This window comes from Microbacterium pullorum, assembly GCF_014836535.1.
Taxonomy (GTDB): domain Bacteria; phylum Actinomycetota; class Actinomycetes; order Actinomycetales; family Microbacteriaceae; genus Microbacterium; species Microbacterium pullorum.
This window is the reverse complement of the sequence record NZ_JACSQP010000004.1, coordinates 260,862-278,296: the sequence shown is the minus strand read 5'-3', so window position 1 is coordinate 278,296 and position 17,435 is coordinate 260,862. Positions and strand designations below refer to the sequence as shown.

Sequence of the window (17,435 nt, the reverse complement as noted above, 5' to 3'; positions counted from 1 at the left end):
GAGGAGACCAGATGACCGGTTACGGTGCGGCATTCGACTGGGTGCGCGGGCACGTCGAGGCGGAGCGTCTCCCCTCCGCCGTCCTCGGCATCGCCACGGCCGAGGGGATCGTCGCGCTCGACGCCTTCGGCTCGACCGGCCCCCGCCCGGCACGCGGGAGCGATCCGTATCGGCTGTTCTCGATCACGAAGGTGCTCATGGGGCTGACGGCGGCGCGCGCCGTCGAGCGCGGGCTGCTGTCGCCCCAGACGCCGCTGTCGACGGCCGTGCCGCAGTTCGGCGCCGGTCGCGAGGACGTCGTGCGGCTCGAGCACCTGGTGAGCCACACCTCCGGCATCCCGGAGCCCGCGCTCGACAGCCGCACTCCGCTGCGCGAGGCGCTGACCCAGCCGGGGCGTGACTTCGCCGCCGGGGCGGCGTCGCGGTACTCGACCATCGCGTTCGAAGGCGTCGCAGCGCTGCTCGATGCGGCGACCGGCGCCACGTGGGAGGCCGGGGTCGCACAATGGGCCGACCCGCTCGGGGCCACCGGGATCACCCTCGACGAGGAAGCGAACCCCCACGCCATCGTCGACGGGGCGGATCTCGGCTTCGACGCCGATGCCTTCACCGCGCAGCGCAACCCCGGTGCGGGCTTGATCGGCACGGCGGCGGACCTGCTGGCCGTGGGCGCCGCGCTGCTGCGCGATGCCGGGGAGATCGTGCAGCCGGCGACGCTGGCCATGATGCGTCGGTCGCTGACGGGGGCGATCCCGCGCCTCGAGCCGTATCCCGCCGAACGCGGTCAGGACTGGGGCTTCACCTGGAACCTGCGCACCCGCGCACCGGGCCTCATCGATCGCGACGTCTACGGCCACGGCGGGTGGGCGGGCACCGAGTTCTGGGTGCACCCCACCGCAGGAGTCGCCTACGTGCTGCTGACGAACATCGTGCAGCGGCGCGGGGTGGATGCCGACGGGCTCGACAACGCGGTCGTCACCGGGGTCTGACGGGCACCGCAACGGTGCACGTGCAGGTGCCCGCCGGCCCGACGCGACAGGACCCGGCGGGGGAACTCCCCCGCCGGGCCCTGTGCGGCACCGACTCAGAAGTCGAAGTCGCCGATGTTCTCGGCGTCGAACACGTACGGGTCGCCCAGCAGCACGGTGCCGTCGGCGCCGACTTCGTACGAGCCGAGCCTGCCGGCTTCGAACGTGTCGCCCTCTTCACCGGTGATCTCACCCGTGATGAGCGCCTGCGCGGCCCACGCCGCGAGGTAGCCGAGGTCGGCCGGGTTCCACAGCGCGAACGCCGTGACGGTGCCGTCTTCGACGTACTCGCGCATCTGGTTCGGCGTGCCGAGGCCGGTGAGAGCCACCGTGCCCTTGTACTCCGACGTCGACAGATAACGTGCCGCCGCGGCGATGCCCACGGTGGTCGGCGAGATGATGCCCTTCAGCTCCGGGTACGTCTGCAGCAGCGCCGCCGTCTTGTCGAACGAGGTCTGGTCGTCGTCGTCGCCGTAGACGACCTCGACGACCTCGATGTCGGGGTGATTCGCGGCGAACTCCTCCTGCATCAGTTCGATCCAGGCGTTCTGGTTCGTCGCGTTGGCCGCTGCCGACAGCACCGCGACCTGACCGGCGTCGCCGATCTGCTCGGCGATGAGGTCGACCTGCACCTGCGCGATGCCCTCGGCGGTGGCCTGGTTGATGAACAGGTCACGGCACTCGGGGTTGGTGTCGGAGTCGAAGGTGACCACCTTCACTCCGGCGCTGCGCGCTTCGTCGAGCGCGTCGCAGATCGCCCCGGGGTCGTTCGCCGACAGCACGAGACCGCCGACACCCTGCTGGGCGGCGGTCTGGATGTAGCTGACCTGCGAGGTCGGGCTCGCCTCGGTGGGACCGACTTCCTCGTACGTCCCGCCGAACTCCTCGATGGCCTCGGCGCCACCGGCGTTCGAGGTGTCGAAGTACGGGTTGCCGAGGTTCTTCGGCAAGAACTGGATCGACAGTTCCGCATCGCCCGAACCGCCCGAACCGCTCCCGCCCCCGTCGCCTGCGCCGGCGCAGCCGGTGGCGACGAGCGCGACGCCCAGGGCGAGCGCGACCGCGGCGCCTGCGCGCCGGTTCCGCTTCATTCCCATCATGTGTTCTTCCTTCCTTGGTGCGAGGTGCTCGCATGGTTGTGGGTTTCGTCACCGGCAGCGCCGCGTTCGGCGCTGCGTCTTCCCCTTCGTCTTCCGACGGCCGCGGATCTGCGCTGATGCAGCCAGGCCAGAAGGCTTGCCGACACCACCGAGAGCACCAGCAGCACTCCCGTGATGACGTTGATGATGTCGCTCGTGATGCCCGCCAGGCGCAGGGCGCTGCCGAGCGTGCCGATCAGCAGCACACCGGCGATCACACCGTGCAGCGCGCCGCGGCCGCCGAAGATCGAGACGCCGCCCAGCAGCACGGCGGCGATCACCTGCAGCTCCAATCCCATGGCGTTGTCGCCGCGGGCGTTGGAGTACAGCAGCGTGAAGTAGACCCCGGCGAAGCCGGAGACCGCGCCCGACAGCACGAAGAGCGTGAACTTCGCCCGCCCGACGTCGACGCCCGAGAAGTGGGCGGCCTCTTTGTTGAGTCCGATCGCGTACAGCGACCGGCCGAACGGCGTGAAGTGCAGCAGCACGGCGAACACGATGGCGAGCACGACGAACACGATCATGATCATCGGCACCGGTGTACCGGGGATGTTGGCCTTGGCGAGGTCGGTCCATTCCTCGGGGAACCCGGTGATCGCGGTCGTGCCGAGCAGCCCCACCGCGATGCCGCGGAACAGCGCCAGCGTGCCGATCGTCACCGCGAGCGACGGGAGACCCACGACCGTCACGAGGAAGCCGTTGAACGCCCCCGCGACCGCGCCGACGACGACGGCGAGCACCGCCGCGAGCGGGAAGGGGAGCCCCGCCTGCACCAGGATGCCGGTCATGACGCTCGAGAGCCCCACGATGCTGGCGACCGACAGGTCGATCTCCTCGGTGATGATGATGAGCGTCATCGGCAGCGCGATCAGCAGGATCGGCGCGATGTCGCGCAGCAGATAGGTGACCGTGAGCGGGCTGTCGAAGTTGCGCACCGATGCCATCGCCACCACGATCACGATGATGAGCAAGGCGATGATCGCCGTCTCGCGTGTCAGCAGCAGCCGACGCCACGCGGGGCGCGCGTGCGCCTGGTAGACCCGCGCGGTGGCGGTATCGGTCACGACGGTCATCGGTCGACCTCCCGTTGGGCGATGAGTCGTCGATGCTGGCGCACCGCGAGCACGCGGTCGAGCACGATCGACCCGAGGATCAGCACGCCGACGACGGCCCGCTGCCAGAAGTCGTCGATGCCGAGGATCGGCAGGGCCCGGTTGATCGTCAGCAGCAGGAACGCGCCGATGGCCGCACCCCAGACGGTGCCGACGCCACCGGAGATCGCGACCCCGCCGATCACGGCGGCGCCGATCGCCTGCAGCTCCCAGCCGAAACCGGCCGCCGAGCTCACGGTGCCGTACCGCGCGGCGTACAGCACCCCGGCCAGGCCCGCGAGGGCGCCCGACACGACGAACGCCGTGATGATGCGGCGGCTGACGCGCAGGCCGTAGAGGTGCGCGGCATCCGGATCGGAGCCGATGGCGTAGAGCTCCCGGCCGCCGCGGATGTTGCGCAGATACCAGGCCGCCGCCACCAGCACCACCAGCGCGATGATCGTGAGGATCGGGATGCCGAGGAGCAGCTCCGTGCCGAGCCCACGGAAGTCGCGCGGCAGGTCGGAGGCGTTGACGCGGTCGCTGCCGGTCCACGCGACGTTGATGCCACGGTAGATGTACATCGTGCCGAGCGTGATCACCAGCGCCGGCACCTTCGCCCAGGCCACGAGCACGCCGTTGACGGCGCCGAGCAGACCCCCGAGGAGGACCCCGCCGAGGAAGACGGCGATGAGGGGAATGCCGGGGACGTCGATGAACAGCCGACCGGTCAGGTAGGCGGTGAGGCCCACGACCGAGCCGACCGAGAGGTCGACGCTGCGGGTGATGATGACGAACGCCTGGCCGACGGCGACCAGGAGCAGCAGCGACGGCGTCAGCAGCAGGTCGCGGAATCCGTCGGAGGAGAACAGGAATGTCGGGTTCGCCGCGGTCGCGGCCACGATCACCAGCACGAGAGCGACGGCGATGCCGGTCTCACGCGCGGTGGCGATGCGCCGCACGATGCGCGACGCGCCGCTCGTGCCCGGCTGCACGGGAGCCAGCGTGGTGCTCATGCTGCGGCCTCTGCGGGGGCGGTCGCGGCGAACATGACCGCTTCGGGGGTGGCTTCCGCGCGCGGGAGCTCCGCGGTCAGTCGCCCTTCGCGCATCACCAGCACGCGGTCGGCCATGCCCAGTACCTCCGGGAGTTCGGACGAGATCATGAGGATCGCGATGCCCTGCTGGGCCAGTTCGCTCAGGAGGCGGTGCACCTCGGCCTTGGTGCCCACGTCGATGCCGCGGGTGGGCTCGTCGACGATCAGCACGATGGGCTCGGTGGCGAGCCATTTGCCGAGCACGACCTTCTGCTGGTTGCCACCCGAGAGGGTGCCGACCGCGGCATCCAATGCGGCCGTCTTCACCTCGAGACGGCTGGCCCAGACCCTCGCCGCCTCGTTCTCGAGCCCGTTCCAGATGAGTCCGAACCTGGCGAGCTTGGAGCGGATCGTGAGCGTGACGTTGCGGGCGACACCGTCGTCGAGCACGAGGCCCTGCTTGCGGCGGTCCTCGGGAACGAGCGCGATGCCGCGGGCGGTGGCCGCGCGCGGGTCGCCCTTGCGCAGCACGGCGCCGTCGAGCACGACGCGGCCCGATTCGTAGGTGTCGACGCCGAACACGGCACGTGCCACTTCGCTGCGGCCGGCCCCGACGAGACCGGCGAGCCCCACGATCTCGCCGCGCCGCAGCGTGAACGAGATGTCGCGGAAGACGCCGGTGCGGGTGAGACCGTCCACCTGCAGCACCACATCGCCGATGGCGGCGGGCTGCTTGGGGAACATCTCGGTGACGTCGCGCCCCACCATCTGGCGCACGAGGTCATCGACCGTGGTCTCGGCGATGGGAGTGGTGTCGACATATGACCCGTCGCGCATCACGGTGACGGTGTCGCACAGCGCGAACACCTCGTCGAAGCGGTGGGAGATGAACAGCAGGGCGCGGCCCTCGTCGCGCAGGCTCCGGGCGACCGCGAACAGTCGCTCCACTTCCACGCCCGACAGCGCGGCGGTCGGCTCGTCCATGATCAGCACACGGGCATCCAACGAGATGGCCTTGGCGATCTCGATGATCTGCTGATCGGCGATCGAGAGGCCCTCGGTCACCCGGTCGGGGTCGAGTGCGACGCCGAGCCGGCCGAAGATCTCCATCGCCTCGGTGCGCATCGCCTTGCGGTCGATGCGGCCGAAGCGGTGGGTGGGCTGGCGGCCCATGAAGATGTTCTCCGTCACCGACAGATCGGGGAAGAGGGTCGGCTCCTGGTAGATCACCGCGATGCCGGCGGCTTTGGACTGCGCCGTGCTGGTGAAGTCCACCGACTCGCCCGCCAGCAGCAGTTCGCCCGCGTCCCGGCGGTAGAGCCCGGCGATGATCTTCACGAGCGTGGACTTGCCGGCGCCGTTCTCGCCGATGAGCGCGTGGATCGATCCTCGGTCGAGCGTGAGGCTGCCCGAACGCAGCGCCACCACCGGTCCGAACGACTTCACGACGCGTCTCAGTTCGAGCGCGTGTGGTTGACCGGGCGTATCGGCATCGAAAGCCACGTCGATTCCTCCTCTTCGAGGGTGCACATTCGGGAATGTGATTCAATGACCTGAATCGATTCAGGTCCCGTTCACGGCTACTCTATGGATGCCGCCCACGAGCGGTCAAGTCTCACAGCCACAGTGATCGAATCGTGATCCGACGACACAATGGAGGTGCCATGCCGGTCAGTATCCGCGACGTCGCGCAGCGCGCGGGCGTCTCGGTCGGCACCGTCTCGAACGTGCTGAACCGCCCCGACGAGGTGTCGGCCGACTCGGTGGAACGGGTCACGCAAGCCATCGATGAACTGGGCTACGTGCGCAACGACGCGGCACGCAAGCTCCGGGCCGGGGTCTCGACGACGGTCGGGTTCGTCGTTCTCGACGGCCAGAATCCGTTCTACACCGACGTCGTGCGGGGCGCCGAAGACGAGGCGACCCGCCACGGCATCGCGATCCTCTACGGAAACACCGACGAGGACGTCTCGCGCGAGCGGCTCTACATCGACCTGTTCCACGAGCAGCAGGTGCGAGGGCTGCTCATCGCGCCCTACGGCGATGTCACCGCGCGGCTGCAGCGGCTGCGGGCCAGCGGCATCGCAGCGGTTCTGGTCGACCGCTTCAGCGGCGACGGCCGGTTCTCGTCGGTGTCGGTGGATTCCATCGCGGGGGGCCGGCTGGCCGTCGAGCACCTCATCGAGACGGGGCGGCGGCGCATCGCGTTCGTCGGCGGGCCGTTCGACATCCGCCAGGTGACCGACCGGCTCGCCGGCGCGCGGGCCGCGGCCGAGAACGCCGGCGCGCCGGTGGGTCTCGAGGTCGTGGCGACGGACGCGATGACGGTGGACGAGGGCGCCCGGGCGGGAGCCCGCCTGCTGGCGCGGCCGCGCCACGAGTGGCCCGACGCCCTCTTCGCCGCCAACGACCTCGTCGCCCTCGGGCTCTTGCAGTCGCTCGTCGTCGACGGACGCGCAGACGTGCCCGACGACATCGCCATCATCGGGTTCGACGACATCCCGTTCGCCGCGGCGGCTGCCGTGCCGCTGTCGTCGATCCGCCAGCCCAGCCGCATGATCGGGCGCACCGCCCTGCGCATCGTGCTGGAGGAGGCGGACGACCCCGCCAGCATCCCTCGTCAGACGGTGTTCCCGCCCGAGCTCATCGTGCGCGCGTCGACCACGCCGCGCTGACTCCCCCTCACCGGGGCGGCAGTGTCAGGCCTCGCGGGTGATCGTCACCTGAACGTGCAGGTCGCTCGCGAAGGTGCCGGCGTAGACGCCGCGCAGCGGCGGGACGTCGTTGTAATCGCGGCCACGACCCACGAGCACGTGCCGCTCGCCGATCTCGATGTTGTTCGTGGGGTCGAACCCCTGCCAGTCGCCCGCGAACCACTCCACCCATGCGTGCGATTCACCGGTGACGGCCACGCCCACCTCGGCTTCGGGGTCGGGGTGCAGGTAGCCCGAGACGTACCGCGCCGCAATCCCCACCTCCCGCAGGGCCCCGATCGTGATGTGGGCGAGGTCCTGGCACACCCCGGTGCGCGCCTCCCATGACTCGGCGGCGGTCGACTGCACACCGGTGACACCGTACATGTACGTCATGGCCTCGCCGATCGCGACCGCGATCGCGTGCGCCGCGGCGGCGGGGCTGTCGTGGCGGGCGGCGATCGTGCGGGCGAGGTCGACGACCTCGGGGTGCGGGGCGGTGCGCGGTGACTGCGCGAGCATCTCGACGATCGACACGGCCCGCTGCGCCTCGGCGGCGAGAGCCTCCCACGAGATCGCGGGGTGATCCTGCGGCCGGGGCCGCACCTCCACGAGCGAGCGCGCCGTGATGCTCAGCGCGGTGTGACCCGACAGCACATCGAACGAGGCCACCCGCGTGCCGAAGTAGTCCACGTACTGGTTGACGCTCGACGACGGCTCGATGTCGAGCGACGAGCTGAGCACGAACTGGTTCTCGGTCGACACCGGCAGCATCCGCGCCTCGTTGTACGACGCCGAGACGTCGCCGGGGTAGGTGAAGCCGGTGGCGTGCTCGATCCGCAGCCGCATCATGAGATCTCCCCCACCCAGCTGGGTTCGGCCTGCGTGGGGAAGAACCGGTGGCGGATCGCCTCCGACGCTTCGCGCGTCACGGTCTGCACGCGTTCCATGTGTTCGGGAAGCTCCCCCAGGATGTCGCCGATCGGGCTGTACTCGAGGTCGTTGCGGATGCGCCCGAGCGCCCGCGCCACCGCGTTGGAGTGCCCCACCCGGTCGGCCCGTGGATCGATCGACGCCATGCACTCTTCGGCGCGCTGGATCGAGTAGATGATCGACCGCGGGAACAGCCGGTCCAGCAGCAGGAACTCGGCGGCGTTGCGGGAGCTGGGCATGCCTCGGTAGGTGCGCACGTACGCCTCGTACGCGCCGCACGAGCGAAGGATGGTCGTCCACGACGGCCCGGATGCCTCGGTCAGCGACCGCGTCGCGAGCAGGCGCGCCGTCATGTCGGTGCGTTCGATGCTGCGGCCGAGGGTGAAGAACTGCCATGCCTCGTCGCGGCTGGTCGAGGAGTCGACGATGCCGACGGCGAGCGCCGATCTCTCCCTGACCCACTGGAAGAACTCGTGCACCTTCTCGGACTGCAGCCGACGCGGCATGCGCGAGTTGGTCGTGTTGAGGGTCTCCCACAGTTCGGTGGAGACGATCTCGCGGGCGCGGCGGGCGTTCTCCCTCGCCGCCTGCAGCGAGTACGCGATGCTCGACGGATCACTGCGGTCCACCGCGAGGCGTGCCAGCACGTCCTGCCGCTCCACCTTGTCGAGGGAGTCGGGGGTGGCCGACCCCATGACGCTCAGCAGTGACCGGCAGGCGGTATCCTCGTCGATCCACGGGTCCTCCAGCAGCAACTGCAGGTGCACGTCGAGGATGCGGGCGGTGCCGTCGGCGCGCTCGATGTAGCGTCCGATCCAGAAGAGACTCTCAGCGATCCTCGAGAGCATCGGTCCCCTCCTCGCGGGTCTGCTGCTGCTGTTCCTGCTGCTCGCGGTTGGAGCGGGGACGGTCCTGCGGCGAGTGGGCCGGCTGCGGCTGCCCGTCGTAGATGATCGGGATGGCCTCGGTCGGCGATGCCTGATCGGCCACGAGCCCTGACAGCCCCTGGCCCTGCCCGTACTCGACGCGTCCGGGGGCGGCGCCACCGACGATCCAGGTGTCCTTCGAGCCGCCGCCCTGGCTGGAATTGACCACGAGCTGCCCTTCGGGCAGCGCGACGCGGGTGAGGCCGCCCGGCAGCACCCACACGTCGTCGCCGTCGTTGACGGCGAACGGGCGCAGGTCCGCGTGCCGCGGCCGCATCCCGTCTTCGACGAGGGTCGGGATGGTGGAGAGCATGACCACCGGCTGCGCGATCCAGCCGCGGGGATCGGCGCGCAGCTGTGTGCGCAGCTTGTCGAGTTCGGCGGGTGAGGCATCCGGTCCCACGACCAGCCCTTTGCCGCCGGAGCCGTCGACGGGCTTGACCACGAGTTCATCCAGCCGGTCGAGCACCTCCTCCAGCGCCGCCGGGTCCTCGAGCCGCCACGTGTCGACGTTCTTGAGGATGGGCTCCTGGGCGAGGTAGTAGCGGATGAGGTCGGGGACGTAGGTGTACAGCAGCTTGTCGTCGGCGACACCGTTGCCGACGGCGTTGGCGATCGTGACGTTGCCCAGGCGCGCGGCGAGCATGAGGCCGGGGGCGCCGAGCATGGAATCGGCGCGGAACTGCAGCGGGTCGAGGTAGTCGTCGTCGACCCGCCGGTAGATGACGTCGACGCGCTGCGGACCGCGGGTGGTGCGCATGAACACCTTGCCGCCCACGCACAGCAGGTCGCGACCCTCGACGAGCTCGACGCCCATGAGCCGGGCGAGCAGCGTGTGCTCGAAGTAGGCGGAGTTGTAGACGCCCGGGGTGAGCACGACCACGTTGGGGTCCTCCACCCCCGAAGGAGCCGAGGCGCGCAGCGCCGCGAGCAGCTTGTTGGGGTAGTCGCCGACGGGCCGCACCCGCATCGACAGGAACAGTTCGGGGAGCGTCTGCGCCATGACCCGGCGGTTGGAGATGACGTAGCTGACCCCCGACGGCACCCGCACGTTGTCCTCGAGCACGCGCATCTCGCCGTGCTCGTCGCGGATGAGGTCGATGCCCGACACCTGGATGCGCACGCCGTTGGCGGTGTGGATGCCGGCGGCCTGACGGTAGAAGTACTGCGACGAGGCGATGAGACCCGCCGGCAGCACGCCGTCGCGCACGCAGTGCTGGTGCCCATAGGTGTCGTCGAGGAAGGCCTCCAGCGCGAGAACGCGCTGCTTGACCCCCGCCTCGATGCGCGACCACTCGTCGTAGTCGATGATGCGCGGCACCGCGTCGAGCGGGAACGGCCGCTCCTCGCCGGCGAAGTCGAAGGTGACGCCCTGGGCGAGGTAAGAACTGGCCAGCGAATCGGTGCGACCGCGCAGCTCTTCCTGCGTCATCTGGGCCAGCGCCTGGTAGAGCTCACGGTAGGCGCGGCGCGACGGCGCGGGGGCTCCAGGATGGTCGGGATGCCCGAACATCTCGTCGAAAGCGGGTACGCCCGAAGGCGTCTTGCGGGGCGCCAGTGTGGAGCCGTAGCCGTCGAACAGGTCACCCATGCCTTCACCCTAACCGCGGCGCATTGCCGCGGTGTTTCGGCGGTGGACACTTGACAGCGGGGCGCGGCATGCTTCGCTCCGGCACCTCCCCACAACAGGAGGAATCACTGCGACAGGACGGTTCGGCGCCGTTCGTCCTGTGTGCGCGAGATCTCCTGTTTTCGGAACGGATGCCGGGCGGATTCGGAACGGATGCCGGGCGGATCCGTGACGGATGCCGGGTCAGCCGAGGACGACGCGCAGCTGCTCCACGGCCCAATCCAGCTCGGTCGCGCGCACCACGAGCGGCGGCGCGATGCGGATGGTCTGCCCGTGGGTGTCCTTCACGAGCACGCCGCGGGCGAGCAGCCGTTCCGCGATCTCGCGGCCGGTGCCGCGGGCGGGATCGATGTCGACGCCGGCCCAGAGCCCGGCGGTGCGCACCGCGGTGACGCCGTGGCCGATGAGCTCGCGCAGCTTCTGGTCGAGGTGCTCCCCCAGTGCCTGCGCGCGGGTCTGCAGGCGGCCCGTGGCGAGCATCTCGACCACGCGCAGACCCACCGCCGCCGCGAGCGGGTTGCCGCCGAAGGTCGAGCCGTGCTCGCCGGGGCGGATGACCCCGAGCACGTCGGCGTCGGCGACGACCGCCGACAGCGGCACGATGCCGCCGCCGAGCGCCTTGCCGAGCAGATACACGTCGGGCACGACGCCCTCGCGGTCGCACGCGAAGGTCGTGCCGACCCGGCCCAGCCCCGACTGGATCTCGTCGGCGATGAACAGCACCCCGCGCCGCGTGCAGATCTCCCGCACCGCGGCGAGGTAGCCCTCCGGCGGCACGATGACGCCGGCCTCGCCCTGGATCGGCTCGACGAGTACCGCCGCGGTGGTGTCGTCGATGGCGGCCTCGATCGCGGCGGCATCCCCGAACGGCACCGTGACGAACCCCGGCGCGTAGGGCCCGAAGTCGTCGCGCGCGGTCGGGTCGTCGCTGAAGCCCACGATCGTGGTGGTGCGGCCGTGGAAGTTGCCGTTCGCCACGACGATCGTCGCGGCATCCGCCGGCACACCCTTCACGCGGTACGCCCAGGCGCGGGCGACCTTGATGCCGGTCTCGACCGCTTCGGCGCCGGTGTTCATCGGCAGCACGAGGTCTTTGCCGCAGAGCTCCGCCAGCGCCGCGGCGAAGGGGCCGAGCCGGTCGTTGTGAAAGGCGCGGCTGGTGAGGGTGATGCGGCCGAGCTGCTCGGTGGCGGCGGCGACGAGGTCGGGATGCCGGTGGCCGAAGTTCATCGCCGAGTAGGCCGACAGCAGGTCGAGGTAGCGCTTGCCCTCGACGTCGGTGACCCACACTCCCTCGCCGGTCGCGACGACGACGGGGAGCGGGTGGTAATTGTGCGCGACGTGCTGCTCTTCGGCGGCGATGACGCGGAGCGCCCCGGTGTCGAGGTTCTGCGGACCGGTGGTCATGTCAGCCTCTCAGTTCGAGGGTGCAGCATTTGATGCCGCCGCCGCCGAGCAGCAGCTCGGACAGATCGACGGTCACGGGGACGTAGCCGCGCTCGCGCAGCTGCGCGATGAATCCCACCGCGCGCGGCGAGACGATGACGTTGCGGCCGTCGCTGGCGGTGTTGAGCCCGAAGACGGCGCCGTCGGCATCATCGACCAGGATCGCCTCGGGGTAGCGCTCGGTGAGCACGGCTCGCGAGGCCTCGTCGAACGCGGTGGGGAGGTAGGCGATGTTGGCGCGTTCCACACCATCCGGGCCCTCGACCGGGTCGAGCACGGCGATCGCGGTGTCGAGGTGGTAGAAACGCGGGTCGACCAGGCGCAGGCTCACGACCTCGCGACCGAACACCTCCGCCACCTCGCGGTGGCTGTCGCCGACCGAGCGGAACCCGGTGCCGGCGAGGATCGTGTCTCCCACGAGCAGGAAGTCGCCTTCGCCCTCCTGCACTTCGACGGGTTCGATGACCTCGAACCCGTGGTCGGCGAACCACTGCATGAACGGCCGCTCCTCACCGCGCCGCTCGGGCACGCGGAAGCGCACGCCCAGCGCGCGGCCGTCGATGAGGAAGCCGCCGTTGGCGGTGTAGACCATGTCGGGCAGGCCCTCCACCGGGTCGATCAGTTCGACGTCGTGGCCGAGGCGCACGTAGGTGTCGTACAGGTCCTGCCACTGCTGCACCGCCTTGGCGGTGTCGGTGGGCCGGTCGGGCTCCATCCACGGGTTGATGCGGTAGCTGACGGTGAAATGCTCCGGCCGGCACATGAGGTACCGCCGGTGCTGAGCGATGCGCTGCGGGGTCGCCGGCTCGGGCGTCGGCCGGGACTCGGCAAGGGTGGGGTGCGTGGACATCATGCTCCTTCGCGAAATGCGGCGGACGCCGTCCTCTGGCCCGGTGGACCTTCGACCCATGGTTCGTCAGCCGCGGGGAAAGGTCGATCCGGACACGCCGGGACCATTGTGACATGACGGATGCCCGTGCGTCCCGATGCGCGCTCAGATGACCGCTTCGCTCCACGGGTCGGGGTTGCCGAAGCGGTGCGCGGTGATGGTGATCGACTGCTCGCGCAGGAACGGCAGCAGCTCGAGCCGTCCGGCGGTGGTCACCTCGTTGTCGTAGACCGCCAGGTCGGGGTCGCCGCCGGTCGCCTCCGCCAGCGCACGGTGAAGTGATGCCACCGACTCGCGGGGCCCGACCAGTCGGGCGCGGGAGGGACGCTCGGCGGTCATGCCGAGGTCTGCGGATGCCGCGTCGTCGCCGGCGCCCACGATGCGCTGCAGCCACTGCTCGTCGGATTCGACGTGCACCGACACGTCCGCGTCGCCGAGCGCGCGGCGCACCGCGGCGGGCAGGCCCACCGGAGCGCTGAGGGTGAACGGCGCGCCCGCGCGGATGCCGGCGACGACCACCCGCAGCACGGTCTGCCAGGTGGCATCCGCGCTGGCCCGCACCGCGACCGGCTCGGCGGGGCGGTAGCGGAAGAGGTTGCGCTCCACGCCCAGCTGCGACACGTCTCGCACCGCCCCGAACTCGCGGTCCCACACGATGGCGTCCGAGAGGGCGCCGCGGCGCAGCCAGTCGAACCCCTCGTAGTCGAGGGTCGGCTGGGCCGCTTCGATGATCGCCGTGATGCGCGAGTCGAGCCCGCGCAGGTGCAGCGTCGACGACGACGCCCCGCCCGTCGAGGCGCGCCAGGAACCCAGCCCGACGAGGTAGTTGGGACCGCCCGCTTTCGCGCCCGCGCCCACCGACGACCGCTTCCAGCCGCCGAAGGGCTGACGCTGCACGATCGCCCCGGTGATGCCGCGGTTGACGTAGAGGTTGCCCGCCTCGACACGCGAGAGCCACAGCGCGAGGTCGTCGGGGTTCTGGGTGCACAGCCCCGCCGTCAACCCGTACGCGACGGCGTTCTGCAGCTCGATCGCCTCGGCGAGGGAGGTCGCGTGCATGATGCCGAGCACCGGCCCGAAGAACTCCTCCAGGTGCGTGCGCGACCCGGCCTGCACTCCCACGCGGATGCCGGGGGTCCACAGTCGCCCGGCGTACTGCGCATCGACGTCGTCGAGGCGGCGTGGTTCGACGAGCCACTTCTCGCCGTCTTCGAGCGTGTGCAGTGCCCAGTCGAGCTTGCCGGCGGGCGCTTCGACCAGCGGACCCACCTCGGCCCGAGGATCGGTGGGCACGCCCACCCGCAGCGAGCGCGTGGCATCCACCAGCTGCCGGGCGAAGCGCTGCGAGCGTCCGACCGGGCCGACCAGGATCGCCAGCGACGCGGCCGAGCATTTCTGGCCGGCATGCCCGAAGGCGCTGCGCACGAGGTCGGCGACGGCGAGGTCGAGGTCGGCGCTGGGGGTGACGATCATCGCGTTCTTGCCGCTCGTCTCGGCCAGCAGCGGCAGCGAAGGCCGCCACGAGCGGAAGAGCGCCGCGGTGTCCCACGAGCCGGTGAGGATCACGCGGTCGACCGCCGGGTGGGCGATGAGCCGCTCCCCCAGCTCGCCTTCGTCGAGGTCGACGAGGGCGAGCACGTCGCGGGGCACCCCGGCCTCCCACAGCGCCTCGACGATCACGGCGGCGCACCGGCGTGCCTGCGGCGCCGGCTTGAGCACGACGCCCGACCCCGCGGCGAGCGCGGCGAGCACACCACCGGCCGGGATCGCGATGGGGAAGTTCCAGGGCGGGGCGACCACGGTCAGCCGCGACGGCTCGAACACGGCACCGCTCACGCGGTCGAGTTCGCGCGCCGTGGCGGCGTAGTAGTGGGCGAAGTCCACGGCCTCGCTCACCTCGACGTCGGCGTCGGCGAGCACCTTGGCCGTCTCAGAGGCCGCGACCTCGATCAATTCCGCCCTGCGGGCCTCGAGCGCCCGACCGGCGGCCATGAGCACGACCGCGCGGTCGGCGGCGGGGCGCGCACCCCAGGCGCCGGCGGCTGCGGTGACGGTCGCGACGATGCGTTCGAGATCACCGGCGTCGCTCACGCGGGCGGCGTCGATCGTGGCATCGCCCGCTGCACTCACCTCGATACGCGCGAAGACATTATCGCCCCACGCGCGATTCGCGGGCACGGCCGGGTCGGTGTCGGGGGCGTTGTGAAAGCCGGGGGCGCCGAGCGCGCGGCGGGTCTCGCGGGGGGCGAAGACGGCCGTCTCGACGAATTCCGCGCCGCCGAAGCGCACGGCATCGCCACCTGGCGGGCCCATCGGCACCGTGTCATCCGAACCGCCGGAGCGGGCGATGCCGAGCACGGCCTGGGTCAGCCCGGCCTCCCCCGCGTCGTCATCGGCCGGCGACTCCCGCAGAATGCTGCGAGCCTGCCCCGGCGCGGGCGCCGCCCGGTCCTGCACCCGGTGCGGTCCGACGTCGAGCGTCGGGTCGGCGGCGCGCTCGAGCGACGCGACGAACCGCTCCCTCTCACGCTCGAACAGCGCCGGATCGGCATCCAGATCGAAGGCGGCGGAGAGGAAGTTCTCGCTCGAGGCGTTCTCCTCCAGCCGGCGCACGAGGTAGCTGATGGCCACGTCGAACTCGTCAGGGCGCACCACCGGCACGTACAGCAGCACGGGGCCGACCTCGCGCGCGACGGCCTGCACCTGCGCCTGCGCCATGCCGAGCAGCATCTCGACGTCGATGTCGTCCTGCACGCCGCGCTCACCCGCCAGCAGCCACGCGTACGCGATGTCGAACAGGTTGTGGCCGGCGACGCCGATGCGCACCGCCGCGGTGCGCTCGGGGCGCAGTGCCCAGTCGAGGCACCGCAGGTAGTTCGCGTCGGTGTCGACCTTGGTGTCGTAGGTCGCGAGCGGCCAGTCGTGCATCGTGGCATCCACCCGCTCCATCGCGAGGTTCGCCCCCTTCACGAGGCGGATCTTGATGCGGGCGCCGCCCTCGGCGACGCGGGCGCGCGCCCACGCCGACAGCTCCTGCAGCGCAGGCAGGGCGTCGGGCAGGTAGGCCTGCAGCACGATGCCGGCCTCGAGGCCCGCCAGGCGCGGGTCTTCGAGCAGGCGCGTGAACACCGCGATGGTGAGGTCGAGGTCGCGGTACTCCTCCATGTCGAGGTTGATGAAGGTGCCGTCGGATGCCGCAGACAGATACAGCGGCAAGAGTCGCTCGACCACGGCATCGACCGTCTGATCGAACGCCCACAGCGAGATGCGCGGGGTGATCGCCGAGACCTTCACCGAGACGTAGTCGACGTCGTCGCGGCGGATGAGGTCGTGGATGCCGTCGCGGCGGTGGAGCGCCTCGGTATCGCCGAGCACGGCCTCGCCGAGCAGGTTGAGGTTGAGCCGGGCACCCGACTCGCGGATGCGTGCGATCGCCTTGCCGAGCTTGTCGGGACGGGCATCGGCGATCAGGTGCCCCACCATCTCGCGCAGCACCCGGCGCGCGATCGGCACGACGGGTGAGGGCACGGCAGGGGCGACGGCGCCGCCCACGCGCACGGCGGAGCGCAGGTACCACGGCAGGAACCGGGGAACCAGCGGGGCGATTCGGCCCAACTGGGATGCCGCTGCCGACAGGCTCTCGGGGCGCATCACACCGTCGACGAAACCGATCGTGAACGGGAGCCCCTGCGGGTCCTTGAGTACTCCGGCAAGGCGCGCGGCGGCGGGGTCGACGTCGGTGGCAGCGGCGGCTTCGCGCACCCAGCGCTGGGCGAGATCGATCGCCGGCTCGGCCAGGGGGTGGGTGTCCGAAAGCTGCCCGTCCTCGTGGGTCTGCGACATGCGCCCAGCCTAGGTGCGCCGCAGGTCGGAACGGCGGCTTGCGGCATCGCGTCGTGTGTCGCAGGCATGCCTGTGAAGGCGCTGAAATCGAGGTTTGTCCCCGCTGGGAGGTTTCCGCGTGGTCAGACCACGGATTTATCATGGAGAGGTGCTGATCGACCCGAAAGGAGCACCGTTGACAAACAACTCTCACACTGAAGACCGCCGCCGCGACCGCAGGCGTCTCGCCGTGGCGACGCTCGCTTTCCTGGGAATCGGCGCTGGTCTCACCACGGCCGCGTGGACCGACCAGGTGTGGTTCTCCGCCGGCGCACAGGCGGCCACGTTCAACCTGCAGGGAAGCCTGAGCAGCAGCGGCCCCTGGGACGAGTATGCGACCGAGGGAGAAGCTCTGGAAATCCCGATCGACTCGTCGGGGTTCGCTGAGCTGCTTCCGGGCGGCGAACCGGTGACGACGACGGTCTACGTCAAGAACGACTCCAGCGTTCCGACCACCATCGACGTGACGACGACGACCACCGGCGACCTGTTCACCGAGGACTCCACCGTCGAGGTGGCGGCCGAGCCCGGGCAGACCACCCTCGAGCCGGGCGCGTACACCGAGATCGACGTGACGGTCACCCCGGGCGAGATGCCCGACACGCTGCGTGGCGCGGAGGGCACCATCACGCTGAAGGTCACCGGTACGCAGGGCTGATGCCGCAGTGCGCGACCGCGCACTGCCGTCCCCAATCGTGCGTGTGCGTGCGCGTGCGCGAACGCACGTCCGCCCGCGCGCACG

At 70.6% G+C, this 17,435-nt stretch carries 13 protein-coding genes; 3 read left to right on the top strand and 10 right to left on the bottom strand.

Annotated features, from left to right (window positions below; translation table 11 throughout):
* Positions 1-11: 11 nt before the first annotated feature.
* A complete protein-coding gene (locus H9651_RS08275) occupies positions 12-989 on the top strand; it encodes a serine hydrolase domain-containing protein (RefSeq protein WP_191718814.1) in 978 nt (325 codons plus the stop codon).
* Positions 990-1,084: 95 nt separating this feature from the next.
* On the opposite strand, the gene rhaS is transcribed toward H9651_RS08275, so the two are convergent.
* The 4 genes from rhaS to H9651_RS08255 are packed head-to-tail and all read right to left on the bottom strand — an operon-like array spanning position 1,085 to position 5,797.
* On the bottom strand, positions 1,085-2,128 hold the full coding sequence (gene rhaS, locus H9651_RS08270) for a rhamnose ABC transporter substrate-binding protein (protein WP_191718813.1): 1,044 nt from the start codon (positions 2,126-2,128) through the stop codon (positions 1,085-1,087).
* Complete coding sequence (locus H9651_RS08265; RefSeq protein WP_191718812.1) at positions 2,125-3,240, bottom strand: ABC transporter permease; 1,116 nt, start codon at positions 3,238-3,240, stop codon at positions 2,125-2,127. Before H9651_RS08265 ends, rhaS begins: the two co-directional genes overlap by 4 nt.
* Positions 3,237-4,274, bottom strand: coding sequence for an ABC transporter permease (locus H9651_RS08260; protein ID WP_191718811.1), 1,038 nt, complete (start codon positions 4,272-4,274; stop codon positions 3,237-3,239). The genes H9651_RS08265 and H9651_RS08260 overlap by 4 nt, the downstream gene beginning before the upstream one ends.
* Positions 4,271-5,797, bottom strand: a complete 1,527-nt coding sequence (locus tag H9651_RS08255) for a sugar ABC transporter ATP-binding protein (protein WP_191718810.1) — start codon at positions 5,795-5,797, stop codon at positions 4,271-4,273. The genes H9651_RS08260 and H9651_RS08255 overlap by 4 nt, the downstream gene beginning before the upstream one ends.
* Positions 5,798-5,958: 161 nt before the next feature.
* Between H9651_RS08255 and H9651_RS08250 the strand changes: the two genes are divergently transcribed.
* Complete coding sequence (locus H9651_RS08250; protein WP_191718809.1) at positions 5,959-6,969, top strand: LacI family DNA-binding transcriptional regulator; 1,011 nt, start codon at positions 5,959-5,961, stop codon at positions 6,967-6,969.
* A gap of 24 nt (positions 6,970-6,993) precedes the next feature.
* On the opposite strand, the gene H9651_RS08245 is transcribed toward H9651_RS08250, so the two are convergent.
* From H9651_RS08245 to H9651_RS08220, 6 genes are all read right to left on the bottom strand, one after another.
* Complete coding sequence (locus tag H9651_RS08245) at positions 6,994-7,839, bottom strand: transglutaminase family protein (protein WP_191718808.1); 846 nt, start codon at positions 7,837-7,839, stop codon at positions 6,994-6,996.
* Positions 7,836-8,768 carry an alpha-E domain-containing protein gene (locus H9651_RS08240; RefSeq protein WP_191718807.1) on the bottom strand — a complete coding sequence of 311 codons (933 nt, stop codon included), beginning with the start codon at positions 8,766-8,768 and terminating at the stop codon, positions 7,836-7,838. The genes H9651_RS08245 and H9651_RS08240 overlap by 4 nt, the downstream gene beginning before the upstream one ends.
* A complete protein-coding gene (locus H9651_RS08235; protein WP_191718806.1) occupies positions 8,749-10,437 on the bottom strand; it encodes a circularly permuted type 2 ATP-grasp protein in 1,689 nt (562 codons plus the stop codon). The genes H9651_RS08240 and H9651_RS08235 overlap by 20 nt, the downstream gene beginning before the upstream one ends.
* 222 nt (positions 10,438-10,659) lie before the next feature.
* Positions 10,660-11,883 carry an ornithine--oxo-acid transaminase gene (rocD, locus tag H9651_RS08230; protein ID WP_191718805.1) on the bottom strand — a complete coding sequence of 408 codons (1,224 nt, stop codon included), beginning with the start codon at positions 11,881-11,883 and terminating at the stop codon, positions 10,660-10,662.
* 1 nt (position 11,884) lies between these two features.
* Positions 11,885-12,772 (bottom strand): dimethylargininase, encoded by an 888-nt coding sequence (gene ddaH / locus H9651_RS08225; protein ID WP_191718804.1) that lies wholly within the window; start codon positions 12,770-12,772, stop codon positions 11,885-11,887.
* Between the two features lie 144 nt (positions 12,773-12,916).
* A complete protein-coding gene (locus tag H9651_RS08220; RefSeq protein WP_191718803.1) occupies positions 12,917-16,654 on the bottom strand; it encodes a bifunctional proline dehydrogenase/L-glutamate gamma-semialdehyde dehydrogenase in 3,738 nt (1,245 codons plus the stop codon).
* 175 nt (positions 16,655-16,829) lie between these two features.
* On the opposite strand from H9651_RS08220, the gene H9651_RS08215 reads away from it, so the two are divergent.
* A complete protein-coding gene (locus H9651_RS08215) occupies positions 16,830-17,351 on the top strand; it encodes a hypothetical protein (RefSeq protein WP_191718802.1) in 522 nt (173 codons plus the stop codon).
* Positions 17,352-17,435: the final 84 nt, after the last annotated feature.

Bases quoted from the DNA above. Each gene is read 5' to 3' on its own strand.
- H9651_RS08275 (WP_191718814.1), top strand. From the start codon at position 12: ATGACCGGTTACGGTGCGGCATTCGACTGGGTGCGCGGGCACGTCGAG.
- rhaS (WP_191718813.1), bottom strand. From the start codon at position 2,128: ATGATGGGAATGAAGCGGAACCGGCGCGCAGGCGCCGCGGTCGCGCTC.
- H9651_RS08265 (WP_191718812.1), bottom strand. From the start codon at position 3,240: ATGACCGTCGTGACCGATACCGCCACCGCGCGGGTCTACCAGGCGCAC.
- H9651_RS08260 (WP_191718811.1), bottom strand. From the start codon at position 4,274: ATGAGCACCACGCTGGCTCCCGTGCAGCCGGGCACGAGCGGCGCGTCG.
- H9651_RS08250 (WP_191718809.1), top strand. From the start codon at position 5,959: ATGCCGGTCAGTATCCGCGACGTCGCGCAGCGCGCGGGCGTCTCGGTC.
- H9651_RS08245 (WP_191718808.1), bottom strand. From the start codon at position 7,839: ATGATGCGGCTGCGGATCGAGCACGCCACCGGCTTCACCTACCCCGGC.
- H9651_RS08240 (WP_191718807.1), bottom strand. From the start codon at position 8,768: ATGCTCTCGAGGATCGCTGAGAGTCTCTTCTGGATCGGACGCTACATC.
- H9651_RS08235 (WP_191718806.1), bottom strand. From the start codon at position 10,437: ATGGGTGACCTGTTCGACGGCTACGGCTCCACACTGGCGCCCCGCAAG.
- rocD (WP_191718805.1), bottom strand. From the start codon at position 11,883: ATGACCACCGGTCCGCAGAACCTCGACACCGGGGCGCTCCGCGTCATC.
- ddaH (WP_191718804.1), bottom strand. From the start codon at position 12,772: ATGTCCACGCACCCCACCCTTGCCGAGTCCCGGCCGACGCCCGAGCCG.
- H9651_RS08220 (WP_191718803.1), bottom strand. From the start codon at position 16,654: ATGTCGCAGACCCACGAGGACGGGCAGCTTTCGGACACCCACCCCCTG.